Origin of the sequence: Kluyvera genomosp. 1, from assembly GCF_001266615.1 — a bacterium.
Taxonomy (GTDB): Bacteria; Pseudomonadota; Gammaproteobacteria; order Enterobacterales; family Enterobacteriaceae; genus Kluyvera; species Kluyvera cryocrescens_A.
Window position 1 is genome coordinate 61,051 of sequence record NZ_LGHZ01000025.1, and the last position, 20,682, is coordinate 81,732.

Below are 20,682 nucleotides of genomic sequence, written 5' to 3' on the forward strand. Positions count from 1 at the left end.
TAAAAAGGCCGCATTCGCGGCCTTTTTCTTTTCTTAGATGGCGCATCCGCCTTAAAATCAAAAGCCTCTTTACGCGCTTACGGGTAATTATGCAGCTCTATGTTCATCAACAGCAGCGACGAAACCGCCGCTGGCTTGCCGCACTGACGCTGGTGCTCTTGTTTATGCTGGTTATTGGCCTATGTGCGGGCGATCAATGGATTGCACCGGGAGAGTGGTTTAACGCGAAAGGGCAGCTCTTTATCTGGCAGATTAGGCTGCCGCGAACGCTTGCCGTGATGCTGGTTGGCGCATCGCTGGCGCTTTGTGGCGCGGTGATGCAGACACTGTTTGAAAATCCGCTGGCCGAACCAGGCCTGCTCGGTGTATCCAACGGCGCAGGGGTAGGACTCATTGCGGTCATTATGCTTGGCCATGGCGCGTTGCCCGGCTGGATGCCAGGACTCGCGGCGATAGCCGGTGCATTATTGATTACCGCCATTTTGATGCGTTTTGCTCGTCGTCATCTGTCGACTAGCCGCCTGCTGTTAGCAGGCGTTGCGTTGGGGATTATCTGTAGCGCGTTAATGACCTGGGCTGTCTACTTCTCAACGTCGTTTGACCTGCGTCAGTTGATGTATTGGATGATGGGGGGCTTTGGTGGCGTTGACTGGCAGCAGCTGTGGCTGATGGTGACGCTGCTGCCGGTGCTGGTGTGGGTCTGTCTGCAATCCCAGCCGCTCAATCTACTGGCCTTGGGGGAAACTTCCGCGCGTCAACTCGGCGTACCGATTGCGCTGTGGCGTAAACTGCTGGTGATGGCTACTGGTTGGCTGGTGGGCGTTAGCGTGGCGCTGGCCGGGGCGATTGGTTTTATTGGGCTGGTGGTGCCGCACATGCTACGCCTGTGCGGGCTAACCGATCACCGCGTGCTATTGCCTGCCAGCGCGCTAGCAGGAGCCAGTACACTGCTGTTTGCCGATATTATTGCACGACTGGCGCTCTCTGCCGCTGAACTGCCAATAGGGGTTGTGACGGCAACGCTAGGCGCGCCGGTATTTATCTGGTTACTATTAAAGTCCGGGCGATAGACCCGGCTTAACCTGCAAAAGAGGACGCTATGCAAACAACTATTTTGAACACCCCGGTCACCACGATTGACGGTGAAAGCACGACTCTCGAAGGCTATAAAGGCAAAGTCCTGTTGATTGTGAACGTTGCCTCCAAATGCGGCTTGACACCACAGTATGAACAGCTGGAGACATTGCAGACTTCGCTGCAGAGCGAAGGGTTTACCGTACTGGGGTTCCCGTGCAACCAGTTCCTGGGACAGGAACCGGGCAGCGAAGAGGAGATCAAGACCTTCTGCAGCACGACCTATGGCGTAACGTTCCCGTTGTTTAGCAAGATTGACGTCAATGGCGAAGGGCGTCATCCGCTTTACGCTAAGCTGACTCATATCGCGCCGGATGCCATCGCACCAGAAGGCAGTGGCTTCTATGAGCGTATGGCCAGTAAAGGACGAGCCCCAGCGCAGCCTGGCGATATTCTGTGGAATTTTGAGAAATTCTTAATCGGCCGTCATGGCGAAGTTATTAACCGTTTCTCCCCGGATATGACGCCGGATGATCCGACGCTGGTGGCCGCCATTAAACAGGCGATCTCCCAGCCATGATGCCTTTGATGCAGCTTCAGGATGTCAGCGAAAGCGCGCGATTACAGAGTGTGAACGTTGATGTGGGGCGCGGGGAAATGATTCATCTTGTCGGGCCGAATGGGGCGGGGAAAAGTACGCTTCTGGCAAGAATGGCGGGATTGAGTCGGGGAAAAGGGCAAGTGATGCTCAATGGGCAGTCGCTCGATGAGTGGACGGCCTCGGCGCTGGCACGCCATCGCGCCTATCTTTCCCAGCACCAGACACCGCCGTTTGCCATGCCTGTCTGGCAGTTCCTGATGCTGCATCAACATGATAACCAACATTCACCGTTTGCGGCGCATGTGACCGAAGCGCTTGGTCTTGGCAATAAACTGGGACGCAACGTCAGCCAGCTCTCAGGCGGTGAATGGCAGCGGGTCAGGCTGGCCGCCGTGATACTTCAGATCTCTCCGTGGGATAATATCGATGGTCAGCTTCTGTTGCTGGACGAGCCGATGAACAGTTTGGATGTGGCGCAGCAGGCCGCGTTAGATAAACTGTTAACTGAACTCTGCGCTGCTGGCGTAACCATCATTATGAGCAGCCACGATCTTAACTACACTTTGCGTCACGCCCATTACGTATGGTTATTATGTTCTGGCCGATTGATTGCCAGCGGCCAAACTGATGCTGTATTGCAGCCGGAAAATTTAGCCCTGGCTTATAATATGGTTTTTCAGAAGCTGGAAATAGCTGGCCATCAGCTCCTCGTTTATGATGCTGTCGGTGAAAAATAATCCATACTCAGCTTCAAACGGCGGTCATTGCTTGCCAGTCGATCGCTTATCGATATAATTTGTTGGCTGATCATAAAAATAGAGGATGCGCTGGATATGCGTTTCTGGGCTCTTTTTCTCGTGGCATTCATTTTAGCTGGCTGTAGCAGTCATCGCCCACCGCCGCCAAATCCACGGCTTGCGGATTCTATTACGGTGATTGCGAGTTTAAACGACCAGCTGCAGAACTGGCACGGCACGCCTTATCGCTACGGTGGCATGAATCGTCGCGGCGTCGATTGCTCGGCGTTTGTGCTGATGACTTTCCGCGACAAATTTGAGATGCGTCTGCCAAGAGAAACCCGTCAGCAGGCAAAAATAGGCACTGAAATCGATAAGGACGACCTCCTGCCTGGCGATCTGGTGTTCTTCAAAACCGGCGCAGGGGAAAGTGGCCTGCACGTGGGTATCTACGACACCGACAATCAGTTTATCCATGCCTCAACCAGCCAGGGCGTCACGCGTTCCTCGCTCGACAACGTCTACTGGCGGAAGAATTTCTGGCAGGCCAGGCGAATTTAATCGAAAAGAAAAGGAGGCCAAAAAGTGCCTCCTTTTTTTATGTAGTCGATTTAATTTAAATTAAATAGCGAACGATATTCTCATTTTGTTAGGCGAGATCATGGAACTTAAGGTTGATTGTGTTAATCCATGGGTTTCGATTACAATCATTACGATCCAGTGACGGACCAATGAAATAAAAAGGAACCGATGAAAGGAATAATCACAGCATCTATTACTATAGGTTATCGCTTTGTGACGTCAGGAACCCGGACATGACTTTTAGTGAAGGGCAGTCGCAATGATTGTATCGCTGGATAATACGTATTGTTCTCAGTTGTTTTTTCTCCCCGCCAGGAATAGTGGGGGACAGTTGGTTGGCCTGAAGGTGGTCAGCCAGTTTAGCGGTGTTAATAACCACGTTCGAATTCCGACTAGCCTCGTTTTGCCACGTCTTACCGCGCAAGAAGAAATCGCCTTATTCCAGGAAAAACTGGCGCTCCTGACCACCTGTCAGCTGTTTTTCCTTCAGCATGGACTGAAGGCGTGGATAACTATCCCTCCCGGCGTTGTCGATGCCTTGCTGACCCAGGATGAACTGGCGGCCAGTGCCGCGCGTTTCTCTTTCCTTGAACTGGCGGTGAGTGAAGGTTTTCCGGGGCTTAATCATATTGATGAAAATCACGCGCTTGCCAGGCTGTGCCAGCAATTCCCGCTGGTGTTGAGCGATTTTGGATCCGGCGATGCCTCGACTAAAGCGGTCTTTGCCGGGCTTTTTAGTCGCGTGGTGCTGGATAGAAACTTCGTGCAGCGCCAGGCAAAATCGGCCTCTTTTGAACCGTTTATGCGGGCTATCGTCAGCCAGATTCAACCGTACTGTCAGGCGATTATGATCTCCGGCGTTGATGACGACATTTTGCGACAGCGGCTGGAGCCTTATGGCTTTAGCGGTATGCTAGGGAATTTATGGCCAGCAGTGCCTGAATCGTCATTAATAACATTAGCGCAACAATAACCCTGTATTTACCCGGGTGTTTAACGTACGTTAACCCAATACACTACGGACAGGAGGAACCATGAACCTGTCATTTAACACCCGCTGGCGCGACGAGCTGCCAGGATTTTATAGCGCGCTACAGCCTACGCCGCTGCACAATGCCCGAGTTATCTGGCACAACGCGCCGCTTGCCAATGAATTAGCCATTCCCGCCGAACTTTTTACCCCTGCACAAGGGGCTGGCGTTTGGGGCGGTGAGCAACTGCTGCCCGGTATGTCGCCTCTGGCGCAGGTTTATAGTGGCCATCAGTTCGGTGCCTGGGCCGGTCAACTCGGCGATGGGCGCGGTATTTTACTCGGTGAACAACAGCTAGAAAACGGCAAGTCGGTTGACTGGCATCTTAAAGGGGCGGGGCTGACGCCTTATTCGCGTATGGGCGACGGGCGTGCGGTGCTGCGCTCTACGCTGCGTGAAAGCCTGGCTTCTGAGGCGATGCATTATCTCGGGATCCCTGGGACTCGTGCGTTAGCGATTGTCACCAGCGATACCCCTATCCAACGGGAAACCGTCGAATCTGGCGCGATGCTGATGCGCATCGCTGAAAGCCATATTCGTTTTGGTCATTTCGAGCATTTTTATTACCGTCGTGAAATGGACAGCGTCCGTCAGCTTGCGGATTACACCATTCGCCATCACTGTCCGCATCTGCAGGATGAGCCGGAGAGCTATGCGCTGTGGTTCCATGATGTGGTCACGCGTACCGCACAGATGATTGCCCGCTGGCAAACGGTTGGTTTCGCGCATGGTGTAATGAATACTGACAATATGTCGATTCTTGGACTAACGCTGGATTACGGCCCGTTTGGTTTTCTCGATGATTATCAGCCTGAGTTTATTTGTAATCACTCTGACTATCAGGGGCGCTACCGTTTTGATAATCAACCTGCCATTGGGCTGTGGAATTTACAGTGTCTGGCGCAGTCGCTATCGGCGCTGATTGAGGTTGATGCGCTTAACGCCGCGCTGGATACCTACCAGCAGACGCTGTTCCGTGAATATGGTCAGAGGATGCGCAAAAAACTTGGGCTGTTTAGCGAGGAGTCGGGCGATAACGATTTGCTCAACGGTCTGTATGCGCTGATGAAGCGTGAGGGCAGCGATTACACCCTGACTTTCCGTCTGCTGAGTGAAACCGAACAATTGAGTGCGGCGTCGCCGTTGCGCGATGAGTTTATCGACCGGGCCGCTTTTGATAGTTGGTTTACCCAGTACCGTGTTCGCCTGCAGCAAGAACAGATCGCTGACTCGCAGCGCCAATGCGCAATGAAACTGGCCAACCCGGCCATGGTGTTACGCAACTGGCTGGCGCAGCGGGCGATTGAACAGGCAGAGCAGGGTGACTATCAGGAATTGCACCGCCTGCATGAAGCGCTACGTCATCCGTGGGACGATCGCCATGACGACTATGGTCGACGCCCGCCAGACTGGGGTAAGCATCTCGAAGTGAGCTGTTCGAGTTAAGCGACTCTCTGCTGCACTGCCGTCCGGGTGGTGCAGCTATTTCGTTAAAATGAGTTTTCCTGCCTGAGTTTGTCGCAGCAAATATTGCTGTTCGCCGTGTTCAATAATGACTCGACCTTCCTGACCTAACAGCGTCTGGCTGTCGATCCGGCGATCGCTGGGGAGAGGGCGAGGGGTATTATCCTTTTGTGATTCTATTTCTGCGCAGGTATCCATTAGCGACATATTTATAATGAAAATCAATGTAACAATGATAACCATTATCAATATTCAATGCATTAACCGCAAGTTTTATTTAATTAAATCAACGGTGGGGATATCGTGCGCCCGCCGATGTCCGGCGGGCGGGGGATATTACAGACGGGTTGCGACGGCAGCCGCCAGTTTTTCCAACAGCAGTTCAGTATCTTCCCAGCTCAGGCAAGGATCGGTGATGGATTGGCCGTAGGTTAACGGTTGATCGGCGACGATTTTCTGCGTTCCTTCACGCAGGAAACTTTCAGCCATGATCCCGGCAATAGCTGAAGAACCATTGCGAATTTGCTGGCAGATATCATCACACACTTCCAGTTGCCGGCGGTGCTGCTTCTGGCAATTGCCGTGGCTGAAGTCAACCACCAGATGTTCAGGTAAATCGAACTCGTGCAGCGTATCGCAGGCGGCGGCAATATCGTTGGCATGGTAGTTTGGCTTTTTGCCACCGCGCATGATGATATGACCGTAAGGGTTCCCGCTGGTCTGGTAAATGGTCATCTGGCCATTTTTATCCGGCGACAGGAACATATGGCTAGCGCGAGAAGCGCGAATGGCGTCAACCGCAATGCGCGTATTGCCATCGGTACCGTTTTTAAAACCAACTGGGCAGGAGAGTGCGGAAGCCATTTCGCGGTGGATCTGGCTTTCCGTTGTCCGCGCGCCGATAGCGCCCCAGCTAATCAGGTCGGCGATAAACTGACCGGTCACCATATCAAGAAACTCGGTAGCGGTCGGTACGCCCAGGGTATTCACCTGCAGCAGCAACTTGCGCGCCTGTTCAATGCCATGGTTGACGCGATAGCTGCCATTGAGGTCTGGATCGGAGATTAAGCCTTTCCAGCCAACAACCGTACGTGGCTTTTCAAAATAGGTGCGCATCACGATTTCCAGCTCACCCTGATGTTTTTCACGCAGCACCTGTAAGCGACGAGCGTAATCAACGGCAGCATCTAAATCGTGAATAGAGCAGGGGCCAACAATCGCCAGCAGACGGCGATCTTCGCCATTGAGGATCTTTTCAATCCGGCGGCGTGAAGCGGTAACGTGCGCTGCAACGTCCGGCGATACCGGGTAGCGTTCGGCCAGTTCTGCAGGCGTAATTAAGCTCTCAATTCGAGCGGTACGCAATTCATCGGTCTTATTCATGGGGATCTCAGAAATTTGTTTCTTCGTCAGCCAATGTGCTGAGAAGTGATGCACATCACGATAAACCAATCTCCGCTGAATTCAAGCGCGGAGCGTAATGTGCGCTCAATCACACTGCTATGATAAACAAATTTGATGCATTGTACTAGTGTATTAGTACATTCTGCGGCTAAGTCCCATTATATCCATGATTTTAGTGGCAATTTCTTCTACTGAATAATTGGTACTGTTGATCCACGGTATTTGATTACGGCGGTAAAGCGCTTCAACTTCCGCCACTTCCATTCGGCACTGGCGCATTGAGGCATAGCGGCTGTTCTCGCGTCGTTCTTCGCGAATGGCGGCCAAACGCTCGGCGTTGATTGTCAGGCCAAACAGTTTATGTTGCAGCGGTTTTAACGACGCTGGCAGCACGAGATTATCCATATCATCGGCAATAAACGGGTAGTTGGCGGCACGAATACCAAACTGCATCGCCAGATAAAGACTGGTTGGCGTTTTTCCACAGCGTGAAACGCCAAGCAGAATCACCTGCGCCTGATCGAGGTTACGCAATGAGATACCGTCGTCGTGCGCCAGGGTGTAATCAATCGCGGCAATACGCGCGTCGTACTTGGTGAGGTTACCGGGGGTTAAGCCATGGGTTCGATGGGCAATAGGGGTAGGATCAAGCTTAAGCTCTTCCTGTAATGGCGCGACCAGCGCCTGAACGATATCCTGACAAAAACCTTCACATTGCAGAATAATGTCACGAATTTCGGGAATAACGATGGAATAGAAAACCAACGGGCGCACGCCCGTTTGCAGGTAAATGGCGTCGATTTGCTCTTTTACCGCCTTGGCACGGCTTTCGCTTTCAATAAACGGCAACGTAATGCTGTTTATCGCCACCGGGAATTGCGACATCACTGCATGACCAAGAACTTCTGCCGTAATAGCGGTGCCATCGGAAATATAAAACACCTGACGATCCACTGCACTTTCCATTTTGCCATTCCCCGTTAATTGCCTGAAAGCGTAAATTAAATTTAAACACAACCTGACGATGTTTGTCCTTAAAATAAAAATGAAATGGTATTTTTATTTTTAATGAAATACCCATTTCATTTTTACATTGCTATCAATAGACCGTCGGTTATTGTGGCTTTTTAGCCTAATCAGTAGGTTATGAATTAATGGGAATCAATCCTAAAAAGTAAAAAAATAATTTGCTTACACGATTCACCGTTTTTTTCAGCAGTTTAAATATGCGAGGATAATTTGAGTAGTCAGTCGTTACTTATCACTGCTTCTTTAATCTAAAAAGGATTGTCTCGATGTCCAACAATGGCTCGTCACCGCTGGTGCTTTGGTACAACCAACTCGGCATGAATGATGTAGACAGAGTTGGAGGCAAAAATGCCTCCTTGGGTGAAATGATTACGAACCTGTCCGGGATGGGAGTTTCTGTACCCAACGGATTTGCCACCACTGCCGATGCGTTTAATCAGTTTCTCGACCAGAGCGGCGTGAACCAGCAGATCTATCAGCTGTTGGATGACACCGATATCGACGACGTTACCGCCCTGGCGAAAGCCGGCGCGCAGATCCGCCAATGGATCATCGACACTCCTTTCCAAAGCGAACTGGAACAGGCCATTCATGATGCCTATAACCAGCTGGCGGCGGATAATGCCAACGCCTCTTTTGCGGTGCGCTCGTCTGCCACTGCGGAAGATATGCCGGATGCCTCTTTTGCCGGCCAGCAGGAAACCTTCCTCAACGTCCACGGCTTTGATGCGGTGCTGGTGGCGGTGAAACACGTGTTTGCTTCGCTGTTTAACGACCGCGCGATCTCTTATCGCGTTCACCAGGGTTACGACCATCGCGGCGTGGCGCTCTCGGCTGGCGTCCAGCTGATGGTGCGCTCTGACCTGGCGTCCTCCGGCGTGATGTTCTCTATCGATACTGAATCCGGCTTTGACCAGGTGGTATTTATTACCTCCGCGTGGGGCCTGGGTGAAATGGTGGTACAGGGCGCGGTGAACCCGGATGAGTTTTACGTGCATAAACCGACGCTGGCGGCCAATCGTCCGGCTATTGTACGTCGCACGATGGGGTCGAAAAAGATCCGTATGGTTTACGCGCCGACGCAGGAGCATGGCAAACAGGTCCGTATTGAAGATGTGCCGCGTGAGCAGTGCGATATCTTCTCGTTGACCAACGATGAAGTGCAGGAACTGGCGAAGCAAGCCGTACAGATTGAAAAACACTACGGTCGTCCGATGGACATCGAGTGGGCTAAAGACGGTCATACCGGCAAATTGTTTATTGTTCAGGCGCGTCCAGAAACCGTACGTTCGCGTGGACAGGTGATGGAGCGTTATACGCTGCATTCTCAGGGGCGTATCGTTTCCGAAGGCCGTGCTATCGGCCATCGTATCGGCGCGGGTAGCGTGAAAGTGATTCACGATATCAGCGAGATGAATCGTATTCAGCCAGGCGACGTGCTGGTTACCGACATGACCGACCCGGATTGGGAACCGATCATGAAAAAAGCGGCGGCGATTGTTACCAACCGCGGCGGGCGTACCTGTCACGCAGCGATCATCGCCCGTGAATTGGGGATCCCAGCAGTTGTGGGCTGCGGTGATGCCACTGAACGCATGAAAGATGACGAAAAAGTTACCGTTTCCTGCGCGGAAGGCGACACTGGCTATGTTTACGCCGATCTGCTGGACTTTAGCGTTAACAGCTCCAGCGTCGACACCATGCCGGATCTGCCGCTGAAGATCATGATGAACGTCGGTAACCCTGACCGTGCATTTGACTTCGCCTGTCTGCCAAACGAAGGCGTAGGGCTGGCGCGTCTGGAATTCATCATCAACCGCATGATTGGCGTGCACCCGCGTGCGCTGCTGGAGTTTGATGACCAGGAGCCGAAGCTGCAAAACGAAATCCGCGAGATGATGAAGGGCTTCGACTCGCCGAAAGAGTTTTACGTTGGCCGTCTGACCGAAGGGATCGCCACGCTGGGCGCGGCGTTTTATCCGAAACGCGTCATTGTGCGCCTGTCTGATTTCAAATCGAACGAATACGCCAACCTGGTGGGCGGTGAGCGTTACGAGCCGGAAGAAGAGAACCCAATGCTCGGCTTCCGCGGCGCCGGTCGCTACGTTTCTGATAGTTTCCGCGATTGCTTTGCGCTGGAATGTGATGCGGTGAAACGCGTCCGTAACGACATGGGGTTGACCAACGTTGAGATCATGGTGCCGTTCGTGCGTACCGTCGATCAGGCGAAAGCGGTGGTTGATGAGCTGGCGCGTCAGGGTCTGAAGCGTGGAGAGAACGGTCTGAAGATCATTATGATGTGCGAAATCCCGTCCAACGCCCTGTTGGCGGAGCAGTTCCTTGAGCACTTCGATGGCTTCTCTATCGGGTCGAACGACATGACGCAGCTGGCGCTGGGTCTTGACCGTGACTCAGGTGTCGTTTCCGCGCTGTTCGATGAGCGTAACGATGCGGTGAAAGCGCTGTTGTCGATGGCGATTCGTGCCGCCAAGAAACAGGGTAAATACGTCGGTATTTGTGGGCAAGGCCCGTCAGATCACGAAGATTTCGCCGCCTGGCTGATGGAAGAAGGGATCGACAGCCTGTCGCTGAACCCGGATACCGTCGTGCAGACCTGGCTGGGTCTGGCTGAATTGAAAAAATAACGCCTTATCCTGCTGAGCATCCCGGGCCCTGTGCCCGGGATTTTTTTATTCTGGGAGTTGCTGCCGATCACACTCCGCGAAGAAAACCAAAAATCATAAATCTACAGGCAATTCTGACAATTGTTCCTCGCCCTTCACTTCTGAATACTGATTCACAACTGTTAATACCGTGCGCTTACCCGTCATTGCTATGAATGATTTCGGGTATTGATCAGCAACTCAGGAGAACGGCTATGACCCCGATTTATAAAGATCCCCAACGCCCGATTCAGGAACGTGTCGATGATTTACTGGTTCGCATGACCCCCGAGGAAAAATATGCCCAGATGCATGCCTGGTGGCTGGTGCTGTCGGAAGAGGGTCATCATCGAGAAAGAACGGATATGAGCGATGAGTTTGCCGGCGTTAGCGAACAAACCTCGCTGAGCGAGCGCCTGAAACTTGGCGTAGGACAAATTACCCGTCCGCTGGGCACCCATATTGTTGATGCAAAAACCGGTGTCCGCGCGGCCAACCGCCTGCAAAAAATGATGATGGAGGAGACGCGGCTAGGGATCCCGGCGCTGTTCCATGAGGAGTGCCTGGTCGGTTTGCTGTGCAAAGACGCGACGCTGTTCCCATCATCGCTGAACTATGGCTCGACCTGGGATCCTGGGCTGGTTAAACGTGCTGCGCAGCAAATTGGTGAGGAGGCGCGCTCCACGGGATGCAAACAAGGGCTCGCACCGGTGCTGGATGTCTCACGTGATGTGCGCTGGGGGCGTACCGAGGAGACGTTCGGCGAAGATCCGTGGCTGGTGGGGGTGATGGCCTGTGCCTATGTTGACGGGCTGCAGGGCGAAAAACGTGATGTGCTGGCAACCCTTAAGCACTATGTGGGTCACTCGTTTAGCGAAGGGGCACGTAACCACGCTCCGGTGCATTTGGGGTTCCGTGAACTAAATGATACCTTCCTGCTGCCGTTTGAAATGGCGGTGAAGCAGGCCAATGCCGGCTCAGTGATGCCAGCCTATCACGACATTGATAACCAGCCAGGGCACAGCGACAGTTTCCTGTTGACCACGGTGCTGCGGGAACGCTGGGGTTTTGACGGTATCGTGGTGGCTGACTACGGCGGCGTGAGCCTGCTGCATCAACATCACGGCGTGGCACAGGATGCCGCTGAGTCAGCAGCGCTGGCCTTTAATGCCGGGCTGGACGTGGAGCTGCCAAAAGATGATTGTGCCCGCCATCTGGCGGAGGCGGTTGAGCGGGGGCTGATTACGCTTGAGAAAATTGACGAGATTGTCGCCCGCACGCTCACAGAGAAATTCCGCCTGGGCCTGTTTGAACATCCTTATACCGACGAGAATGCGATTTCACTGCAATCTGATGCTACGCGCCAGGTGGCGCGAGAGGTTGCGACTCGCTCCATTACGCTGCTGGAAAACCGCAATACGCTGCCGCTTACCGGTAAACCCCGCATCGCGGTGGTGGGCCCGACGGCGGATGATCCGCTAGCGCTTTTGAGCGGCTATAGCTTCCCGGTGCATCTGATCATCAGCGATATGGTGGAAAAAACTTCGCAGGTCACTACGCCGCTGATGGCGCTGCGCCACTATCTGGGTGATAGCCAAATTCGCTACGCCAAAGGCTGTCATATTATTGAGCAGCGCATGGCGGGGGCGCCGGTTTTCCCCGGTGACAGTTCGGGTAAACCCATGCAGTCTTCGCCGGTGTCTGAGGATCTCAGCCTGATTCCTGATGCGGTTCGTGCCGCGCAGGAGAGTGACGTGATTGTTGCCTGTGTGGGCGATCTGGCCGGGCTGTTCCAGAGCGGCACTGTAGGCGAAGGTTCCGATACGGATAGCCTGAATCTGCCTGGCGTGCAGCAACAGCTGCTCCAGGCGCTGGTGGATACCGGTAAACCGGTGGTGGTGGTGATGACCGGCGGTCGTCCGTATAACCTGCAGGGGCTTGAAGACAACGTCGCGGCCCTGATGCTGGCCTGGGCGCCGGGACAGGAGGGCGGCTGGGCCATTGCCGATGTGCTGACCGGCCGTGCTGAGCCGCAGGGTCGCCTGGTGGTGAGCGTGCCGAAAAGTGCCGGAGCGATGCCTTTCTACTATAACCACAAGCTAAAAAGCGGCGGCACGCCGTTTGCTTTCCACTTCGGCGCACTGTATCCCTTTGGTTTCGGTAAAGGTTGGGGAAAGTTTCGCTATGGCGAACCACAGTTGGCACACAGCCAGGTGGCAATTGACGGTGATATCACCTTGCGTATTCCGGTGAGAAACATCGGTGAACGCAGCGGCAGCGATGTGGTGCAAATTTATGTCCGCGATAACGTCGCCTCTATGGTGCGTCCGCTTCAGGAGCTAAAAGCCTTCCAACGCGTGACGTTGTCACCGGGAGAGCAGACAACGCTGACCGTGACGCTGCCGGTGGATATGCTGAACTTTACCAGCTATGAGGGACAACGCATTGTTGAACCCGGGGAGTTTGAGCTGCAAATCGGCAGTTCATCGGCAGACATTCACCACCGTGTGACGGTACGGGTTAACGGTAAAACCCGCGTGCTGCCGTCCAATTGGCGCATGATGAGCCGCTGTGATATCGGGTGATATTGTCCACTCGCTTCCGGCACTGGCGTGCCGGAAATTGCCGTGCGTTAGATAAAAAAAAGCCCATCGTGGGAGATGGGCAAAGACTACACACAGCAATTCGTTGTTTCACTCAGGGGATATATAAATCAAGGGGTTGATCTATTACCTTGGAGGTTATAGTAGGCATACGCGTTTTTTGCGTCGATCGGATTCCTCTCAATAGTTAAATAAATGTGAATATTTTCCGAGGCATGTCGCGAATAGCGTGCATTTTTGAGGTGATTTGGTGAGGAATTGGTCAGTTTTACTTAAGTGAAAGGCGGGTTTCCCCGCCTTTTTTATCTTACTGTTTTGGATAGTTATTCTGTTCAAGCTCGGCCAGCTCTTCCAGAACCTGTTCCGGATCGGTTGATGGCGGTGGGATTTCATGTAACCAGGCGTCAAACAAGCGCCAGGACACCGCCAACAGGACAGGACCAATAAACAGGCCAATCATGCCGAAAGCCACCAGTCCACCGATAACGCCGGAGAGGATCAGAATCATCGGCAGGTCAGCGCCCATGCGAATCAGCATCGGACGAATCACGTTGTCCATCGTGCCGACTACGCAGCTCCACACCAGCAGCACGGTGCCCCAGGTGGTATCACCCGTCCAGTAGAGCCAGATAATGCAGGGCACCAGTACGATCAATGGCCCCAGCTGCACCAGGCAGGAAAAAATCATCACCACGGTGAACAGCGTCGCGTAAGGCACGCCGGAAATAGCCAGACCAATACCGCCCAGCACGGCCTGTACCAGCGCGGTGACCACCACGCCCAGCGCAACGGCGCGGATAGCCTGGCCTGCCAGCAGAACGGCGGCGTCGCCGCGTTTAGCCGCCAGACGGGTGGCGAAGTAGCGCATGCCAAAGGCCACTTTTTCCCCCTGCCAGTACAGCAGGGCGCTGAACAGCAGCATCAGACCACTATGCAATAGGAAGCGACCAACATGCGCAGCCTGGCCGACAAACCAGGTGGTGGTGGTGCCAAGGTAAGGACGAATCTTCGCCATCAATGCACTGCCGCCCATATCCAGCAGGCTGTGCCAGCCGCTATACATTTTGGCACCAATAAACGGAATGCTATTGAGCCAGGCAAAATCAGGCAGCGTGAGCGTTCCACTGGTGATGGCATGAATCAGCGGCGAGCTGCTATCCACCAGGCTGTTGACCAGCAGGGCAATGGGAATCACGAACAATAAAAAGAGCAGCAGCGTCATGACGAGGACAGCCAGGGAGCGGCGGCCAAAAAGGATGCGCTGAAGCCAAATCAGTACTGGCCAGGTGGCAATAACGATAGTTGATGCCCAGGCGAAGCCCAGAATAAACGGCTGAACAATCCATAAACAAGCGATGATCATCAGTGCCAGAAACAGCACCGATAGCAGTATTTGCGGAATATCCCGCGGTTTAAGAACCGTGTTCATAAATAAGCTTTACCTTCAATAGCTCGCAAGACCGCAGATGCGGCATAAATCCGTTCATTGATAATAATATCAATAAATTCCCGGTGCTGATTCTGCGGCAAAAACTACCGGGCGCATAAGGAAAAAATGTGATAAAACCATAACGGCACGACGCAAACGATTAATCATTTATACACGCAGTTTTTGCCGACTACTGTATTGACGATAGCTGGCGATATTGTGTGCGTACAACACAACATTCAGAAAGGGTCAAACGTAATGATCCCACAGATTTCCCAGGCACCTGGCGAAGTACCGCTGGTGCTGAATTATTTGCAGGCACTGGAGCAACAAGGCTTTACCGGAGATACCGCGACTCGCTACGCCGACAGGCTGACGATGGCGACCGATAACAGCATCTACCAGCTTCTTCCCGATGCGGTAGTGTTCCCTCGTTCCACCGCTGATGTTGCACTGTTGGCACGTATTGCCGCAGAAGAACGCTATCAGTCCCTGGTCTTTACCCCGCGCGGCGGTGGTACCGGCACCAATGGACAGGCGTTGAATCAGGGCATCATCGTAGATATGTCCCGCTATATGAACCGCATCATCGAAATCAACCCTGAAGAGGGGTGGGTGCGCGTAGAAGCGGGTGTCATCAAAGATCAGCTTAATCAATATTTGAAACCCCACGGTTATTTTTTTGCGCCGGAGCTGTCGACCAGCAACCGTGCGACGCTGGGGGGAATGATCAACACCGATGCTTCCGGGCAGGGGTCGCTGGTGTATGGCAAAACCTCCGATCACGTACTCGGCGTGCGGGCGGTGCTGCTCGGTGGCGATATCCTCGATACCCAGCCGGTTCCCGTGGCGCTGGCCGAAACGCTGGCAAAAGAGCAGTCGGCGGCGGGGCGTATCTATCGCACTGTATTCGAACGTTGCCGCGACAATCGTCAGCTGATTATCGACAAATTCCCTAAACTTAACCGCTTCCTGACCGGTTACGATCTGCGCCACGTCTTTAACGACGCGATGAGCGAATTTGACCTCACCCGCGTATTGACCGGTTCTGAAGGCACGCTGGCATTTATCACTGAAGCGCGTCTTGATATCACGCCGCTACCGAAAGTGCGCCGTCTGGTGAATATCAAGTACGACTCTTTCGACTCTGCGCTACGCAACGCACCGTTTATGGTTGAGGCACGCGCGCTCTCGGTTGAAACGGTTGACTCGAAAGTCCTGAATCTGGCGCGGGAAGATATTGTTTGGCACTCGGTCAACGAACTGATTACCGATGTTCCCGATAAAGAGATGCTGGGGCTGAATATCGTCGAGTTCGCCGGCGACGACGAGGCGTTGATTGAGGGGCAGGTCACTGCGCTGTGCCAGCGTCTTGATGAACTTATCGCCCAGCACGAAGGCGGAGTTATTGGCTGGCAGCGCTGCAATGAACTGGACGGTATCGAGCGTATTTACGCTATGCGTAAGAAGGCGGTTGGTCTGCTCGGCAATGCGAAAGGGGCGGCGAAGCCCATTCCGTTTGCGGAGGATACCTGCGTGCCGCCAGAGCATTTGGCGGACTATATTGTCGAGTTTCGCGCGCTGCTCGATAGCCATGGCCTGAGCTACGGTATGTTCGGCCACGTCGATGCAGGAGTACTGCACGTTCGTCCGGCGCTGGATATGTGCGACCCGCAGCAAGAGATTTTAATGAAGAAGATCTCCGATGACGTGGTGGCGCTGACCGCGAAATACGGTGGGCTACTGTGGGGGGAGCATGGAAAAGGCTTCCGCGCTGAATACAGCCCCGCGTTCTTTGGCGAACAGCTTTATGCTGAGCTGCGCAAAGTTAAAGCGGCGTTTGACCCGGATAACCGTCTGAACCCAGGGAAAATTTGCCCGCCGGAAGGCGTGGATGCGCCGATGATGAAGGTGGATGCGGTAAAACGTGGCACCTACGATCGACAAATTCCGGTAACCGTGCGGTCGTCATGGCGCGGGGCGATGGAGTGTAACGGTAACGGTTTGTGCTTCAACTTTGATGCCAAAAGCCCGATGTGTCCGTCGATGAAAATCACCAATAACCGCATGCACTCGCCGAAAGGCCGTGCGACGCTGGTTCGTGAATGGCTGCGTCTGCTGGCCGATCGCGGCGTGGATCCTTCGATGCTGGAAAAAGAGCTGCCAGAGAAGCGTGCAAGCCTGCGCTCTTTGGTCGAGCGCACCCGCAACAGCTGGCATGCCCGCAAAGGGGAATACGATTTCTCCCATGAAGTGAAAGAGGCGATGTCCGGCTGTCTGGCCTGCAAGGCGTGTTCAACACAGTGCCCGATTAAAATTGATGTGCCGGAATTCCGCTCTCGCTTCCTGCAGTTGTACCACACGCGCTATCTTCGCCCGGTTCGCGATCATCTGGTGGCGACGGTGGAAAGCTATGCACCGCTGATGGCGCGCGCGCCGAAAACGTTCAACTTCTTTATGAACCAGCCGCTGGTGCGAAAGCTGTCGGAGAAACATATCGGCATGGTGGATTTACCGATGCTGTCCGTGCCGTCGCTGCAAAAACAGGTGGTGACGCATCGCTCGGCTAATCTGACGCTTGAGCAGCTTGAAGCGCTATCGCCAGAGCAAAAAGCCCAGACGGTGCTGGTGGTGCAGGATCCGTTTACCAGCTATTACGATGCGCAGGTCGTCGCCGACTTTATTCGCCTGATCGATAAATTGGGCTATCAGCCGGTGCTGCTGCCATTCTCTCCGAACGGTAAAGCTCAGCATATCAAGGGCTTCGTGACGCGCTTTACCAAAACGGCACAGAAAACGTCTGACTATCTGAACAGGGTGGCGGCGTTGGGCATGCCGATGGTTGGCGTCGATCCGGCGCTGGTGCTGTGCTATCGCGATGAGTATAAGCAGGTGCTGGGCGATAAGCGCGGTGATTTTAACGTCATGCTGGTCCATGAATGGCTGCCGCAGGTGTTGGAGAGCCACGAGACGGTACTGCCAGCCGGTGAGTCCTGGTATCTATTCGGCCACTGTACGGAGGTCACCGCGCTGCCGGCGGCACCGAAACAGTGGGCGACGATTTTTGCGCGCTTTGGCGCGACGCTGGAGAACGTGAGCGTCGGCTGCTGCGGAATGGCCGGGACTTACGGTCACGAAGTGAAAAATCACGCCAACTCGTTAGGCATCTATGAGCTCTCCTGGCATCAGGCGATGCAGCGACTGCCGCGTAACCGCTGCCTGGCTACCGGCTATTCTTGCCGAAGCCAGGTGAAGCGTGTCGAGGGTAACGGCGTGCGCCATCCATTACAGGCTTTACTGGAGATTATCGGATGATCTGGAAACGACAAGCGACGTTGGCGGCCCTTAATGCGATGGGTGAAGGCAATATGGTGGGGCTGCTGGATATTCAGTTTGACCGTATCGGCGAAGACTCACTGGAGGCCACCATGCCGGTGGACTCACGCACGCATCAGCCGTTTGGTCTTTTGCACGGCGGGGCGTCGGTGGTGCTGGCAGAAACTTTGGGCTCGGTCGCAGGGTATTTGTGCACCGAAGGCGAGGAGAAAGTCGTTGGACTTGAAGTTAACGCCAACCATATTCGTTCTGCGCGCAGTGGACGCGTTCGCGGCGTGTGCAAAGCGTTGCATGCCGGGCGTCGTCATCAGGTCTGGCAGATAGAGATCTTTGATGAGCAGGGACGGTTGTGTTGTTCCTCACGGCTGACAACCGCCGTCGTCTAACCGCTATCGCGCTGTGGCCGGGCTAGAATGATTTAGCCCGGCCGAATGTCCCGGCACCTTTAGTGCAGTGCATCTGGCGCAATATTCATGTTTTTCAGTACCGGTCCCATGATGTTGCCAAATATCGGGGCCGCTACTGACCCCCCAAAGTGGGTGCCCGCCGTTGGGTTGTTGACCACGACCACCAGAGCGACTTCAGGATGGCTCACCGGAGCGACACCCGCGGTGTAGTTCACGTAGCCACCGTCATATTTTCCGCTGCTGCCCAGTTTTTCTGCCGTACCGGTTTTTGTCGCCAGACGATATCCCGGAACCGCCGCTCTGACGCCGCTCCCGCCGGGCAACACGTCGCTCTCCATCATACGGACAACCGTTTTAACAATATTCGGATCGGCAATCTGCTGGCCCATTACCGGTGGCGTGACTTTGGTTATCGATAATGGGCGATACACGCCGTATGAACCCATGGTGGCGTATTCGCGGGCAATTTGCAGCGGTGTCACGCGCAGACCGTAGCCAAAGGAGAAGGTGGCACGTTCAATATCCGCCCACTGCTGGCGATGTAGCGGGAAATAGCCGACGCTTTCACCGCTCAGCCCGAGGCCGGTCGGTTTACCGAGGCCAAAAGCATGATAAGTATCGACCAACGCCTGTGCCGGCATCGCCAGCGCAATGTGCGAGACCCCGATGTCGCTCGATTTTTGTAAAATGCCGGTCGGCGTCAGCTGTGGCCAGTGCCCAACGTCGCGGATCAGGTGCCCATTAACGCTATACGGCGTGGTGTTCAGCAGCGTGTCGGGCTGAATAATGTTTCTCTCCAACCCTTCAATAATCACCAGTGGCTTAACCGTTGAACCTGGTTCAAAACTGTCGTTAATGGCCACATCGCGCATCTGCGTTTGGGTCGCATTATCAAAATTGTTGGGGTTGTACGAGGGATAAGAGGCCATTGCGAGGATTTCGCCGGTATCAATCTTCACCAACACCGCCGCGCCGGAATCCGCTTTATTCAGCAATACGCCTTCGCGTAGTTTGCTGTACATGGTGTACTGGTCAAATTTATCAATACTGAGCTGTACGGTCGGTGGCTGCTTCGGCGCATCGTAATCGAGAACGCTGATAATGCCGCCATTGGCGTCTTTACGGTAAATCTCTTTCCCCGGTTCGCCCTGGAGAATATTGTCATAACCTTTTTCAACGCCGTTTAGACCGGTGTTATCGGCACCGACAATGCCGAGTAGCGGGGCAGCGGCTTCGCCCATCGGATAAAAACGGCTATCGTCGTAGACTTCGCTGATCCCTTTGATATGTAAATTGGCCACATCCTTGGCGATACCCAGCTCTACCTTTCTATCGAGGAAAAGAAAGTGGCGGTGCGCGTTCTGATAAATCTTGTTCGCGATTTGGTCCGGAGTGGTATTCAGCGCAGCCGCCAGATATTGCCATTTTGGATCGCGAAAATTGGGGCTATCCTCAACGATTTTTACCGGATCGGCTATCACATCACGAGAGGGGACGCTCATGGCTAGCGCTTCACCGTTGCGATCGACCAGCGTTCCGCGATTGGTTGGCAGTTCAATGGTGCGTAATGAACGCTGATCGGCTTCGCGAGCCAGCATGGGGTGGTTTAGAAATTGCAGATCCGCAACGCGTACCAGCAAAACAGCAAGACAAAAAAGAATACCCACACAGAGTATTATGTAACGAGACGTAATAAATGAGTCTTTATTTTTCTTTTCTGTTGAATTTCTTTTCATTTGTAACATTAAACCACATGAATTTTTATTTTTTATAATCAAAGCCAGGCGATCAACGATTTAATGATGATCGCTACGAGACGATATAAATATCCATATTACAGGCGAACTGAAGGAACAGTTTACAGAGAATGTCATTGATAACAAGTCATTAAGTTAACAGATTATTTCAACTCTGGATGCTTTATAGGCAATAAATAAAAGACAAGGATGACTAAAATAAAATAGCCTGACACGGCCAGAAAAAGTCCGGATGACATTGCTGATTTACCAGCGAGATTACTGTTTTTCTCTGGCGTGGGCGGGTTATCAGATTTATCCAAGGGTGTTTTTTTGATTTAGCATCATGGGTCTGGTTATTTCACGGCTGACGCACGATGGTTTTTTAGCCATCGCCGTTACCCTGAGTCTACCTGCGGCACTTTACTGCTGCATCGATGTTGAGGGTGATGACATCGTGCCGCGTTTGCATTTTTTTGTGCGTCAATAATCGCTTTAAATACGCCGAGTTGGCCAATTTTGTTGTGGAAATATCCCCGCAATGGTTGGTGGGCTGCTTGATACAACCGCCTAATGCATATACTGT

At 53.5% G+C, this 20,682-nt stretch carries 15 protein-coding genes and 1 other RNA gene; 10 read left to right on the forward strand and 6 right to left on the reverse strand.

The window, feature by feature from the left end; genetic code table 11:
• Positions 1-89 precede the first annotated feature (89 nt).
• From btuC to selO, 6 genes are all read left to right on the forward strand, one after another.
• Entirely contained in the window at positions 90-1,070 is a 981-nt protein-coding gene (gene btuC, locus KP80_RS14860; RefSeq protein ID WP_052284427.1) for a vitamin B12 ABC transporter permease BtuC, read from the forward strand.
• 29 nt (positions 1,071-1,099) lie between these two features.
• On the forward strand, positions 1,100-1,654 hold the full coding sequence (locus tag KP80_RS14865; protein WP_052284428.1) for a glutathione peroxidase: 555 nt from the start codon (positions 1,100-1,102) through the stop codon (positions 1,652-1,654).
• Positions 1,651-2,412: a vitamin B12 ABC transporter ATP-binding protein BtuD gene (gene btuD / locus KP80_RS14870; protein ID WP_419772959.1), complete on the forward strand. Its 762-nt coding sequence runs from the start codon at positions 1,651-1,653 to the stop codon at positions 2,410-2,412. Before KP80_RS14865 ends, btuD begins: the two co-directional genes overlap by 4 nt.
• 96 nt (positions 2,413-2,508) lie before the next feature.
• Positions 2,509-2,973, forward strand: a complete 465-nt coding sequence (locus tag KP80_RS14875; protein WP_052284429.1) for a C40 family peptidase — start codon at positions 2,509-2,511, stop codon at positions 2,971-2,973.
• Positions 2,974-3,253: 280 nt separating this feature from the next.
• On the forward strand, positions 3,254-3,967 hold the full coding sequence (locus KP80_RS14880; RefSeq protein WP_052284430.1) for an EAL domain-containing protein: 714 nt from the start codon (positions 3,254-3,256) through the stop codon (positions 3,965-3,967).
• A 61-nt stretch (positions 3,968-4,028) separates the two neighbouring features.
• A complete protein-coding gene (selO, locus tag KP80_RS14885; protein ID WP_052284431.1) occupies positions 4,029-5,471 on the forward strand; it encodes a protein adenylyltransferase SelO in 1,443 nt (480 codons plus the stop codon).
• A 36-nt stretch (positions 5,472-5,507) separates the two neighbouring features.
• On the opposite strand, the gene hemP is transcribed toward selO, so the two are convergent.
• The 3 genes from hemP to KP80_RS14900 form a co-directional block, all read right to left on the reverse strand.
• Entirely contained in the window at positions 5,508-5,732 is a 225-nt protein-coding gene (gene hemP, locus KP80_RS14890; protein ID WP_052284432.1) for a hemin uptake protein HemP, read from the reverse strand.
• A gap of 93 nt (positions 5,733-5,825) precedes the next feature.
• Complete coding sequence (gene aroH / locus KP80_RS14895) at positions 5,826-6,872, reverse strand: 3-deoxy-7-phosphoheptulonate synthase AroH (RefSeq protein WP_052284433.1); 1,047 nt, start codon at positions 6,870-6,872, stop codon at positions 5,826-5,828.
• A gap of 153 nt (positions 6,873-7,025) precedes the next feature.
• Positions 7,026-7,859, reverse strand: a complete 834-nt coding sequence (locus KP80_RS14900) for a pyruvate, water dikinase regulatory protein (protein ID WP_052284434.1) — start codon at positions 7,857-7,859, stop codon at positions 7,026-7,028.
• 329 nt (positions 7,860-8,188) lie between these two features.
• On the opposite strand from KP80_RS14900, the gene ppsA reads away from it, so the two are divergent.
• Positions 8,189-10,567: a phosphoenolpyruvate synthase gene (ppsA, locus tag KP80_RS14905; protein WP_052284435.1), complete on the forward strand. Its 2,379-nt coding sequence runs from the start codon at positions 8,189-8,191 to the stop codon at positions 10,565-10,567.
• 233 nt (positions 10,568-10,800) lie between these two features.
• Positions 10,801-13,170, forward strand: coding sequence for a glycoside hydrolase family 3 N-terminal domain-containing protein (locus tag KP80_RS14910; RefSeq protein ID WP_052284436.1), 2,370 nt, complete (start codon positions 10,801-10,803; stop codon positions 13,168-13,170).
• Positions 13,171-13,221: 51 nt separating this feature from the next.
• On the opposite strand, the gene rprA is transcribed toward KP80_RS14910, so the two are convergent.
• Together rprA and ydiK are read right to left on the reverse strand one after the other, a co-directional pair.
• Positions 13,222-13,321, reverse strand: an RNA gene (gene rprA, locus KP80_RS22550) — antisense sRNA RprA.
• A 174-nt stretch (positions 13,322-13,495) separates the two neighbouring features.
• Positions 13,496-14,617: an AI-2E family transporter YdiK gene (gene ydiK / locus KP80_RS14915; protein ID WP_052284437.1), complete on the reverse strand. Its 1,122-nt coding sequence runs from the start codon at positions 14,615-14,617 to the stop codon at positions 13,496-13,498.
• 258 nt (positions 14,618-14,875) lie between these two features.
• Here ydiK and KP80_RS14920 point away from each other — a divergent pair, with 258 nt between their 5' ends.
• On the forward strand, positions 14,876-17,932 hold the full coding sequence (locus tag KP80_RS14920; RefSeq protein ID WP_052284438.1) for an FAD-binding and (Fe-S)-binding domain-containing protein: 3,057 nt from the start codon (positions 14,876-14,878) through the stop codon (positions 17,930-17,932).
• Positions 17,929-18,339, forward strand: coding sequence for a 1,4-dihydroxy-2-naphthoyl-CoA hydrolase (gene menI, locus KP80_RS14925; protein WP_052284439.1), 411 nt, complete (start codon positions 17,929-17,931; stop codon positions 18,337-18,339). Before KP80_RS14920 ends, menI begins: the two co-directional genes overlap by 4 nt.
• Before the next feature lie 59 nt (positions 18,340-18,398).
• On the opposite strand, the gene KP80_RS14930 is transcribed toward menI, so the two are convergent.
• A complete protein-coding gene (locus tag KP80_RS14930) occupies positions 18,399-19,958 on the reverse strand; it encodes a penicillin-binding transpeptidase domain-containing protein (RefSeq protein WP_419772960.1) in 1,560 nt (519 codons plus the stop codon).
• Positions 19,959-20,682: the final 724 nt, after the last annotated feature.